At 36.4% G+C, this 264-nt stretch carries 1 protein-coding gene; it reads right to left on the reverse strand.

Annotated elements, in window-relative coordinates:
• Positions 1-84: 84 nt before the first annotated feature.
• The coding region (locus R2R70_RS20915) for an ORF6C domain-containing protein (protein ID WP_410979038.1) at positions 85-264 on the reverse strand (180 nt) is incomplete at its 5' end.

Here is a 264-nt window from a genome sequence, read left to right on the forward strand (position 1 = left end):
TTATGTTTTGCGCTAGTTGCCAAGATGAGAAGTTTTGCATATCTCTCATTATAAATCACCTCGCTTCCAATTAGGTGTAAATTTTTACGCTGAATATTTCCCATTAAAAATCGGTCTCCATCCCTCTACAAAGCTCATAGCTTCATCGAAATCTTTTTGTGAGATGTTCGAGTAGGCGTTCACTCTGTAAGCATCCTTTAAATTTTTCCATAGGGCTGAGTAAACTCTTCTTGGTTTTTCGTAAATAGATTTATCAATCATGCC

The organism is Cobetia sp. SIMBA_158, assembly GCF_046566945.1.
Classification (GTDB): domain Bacteria; phylum Pseudomonadota; class Gammaproteobacteria; order Pseudomonadales; family Halomonadaceae; genus Cobetia; species Cobetia amphilecti.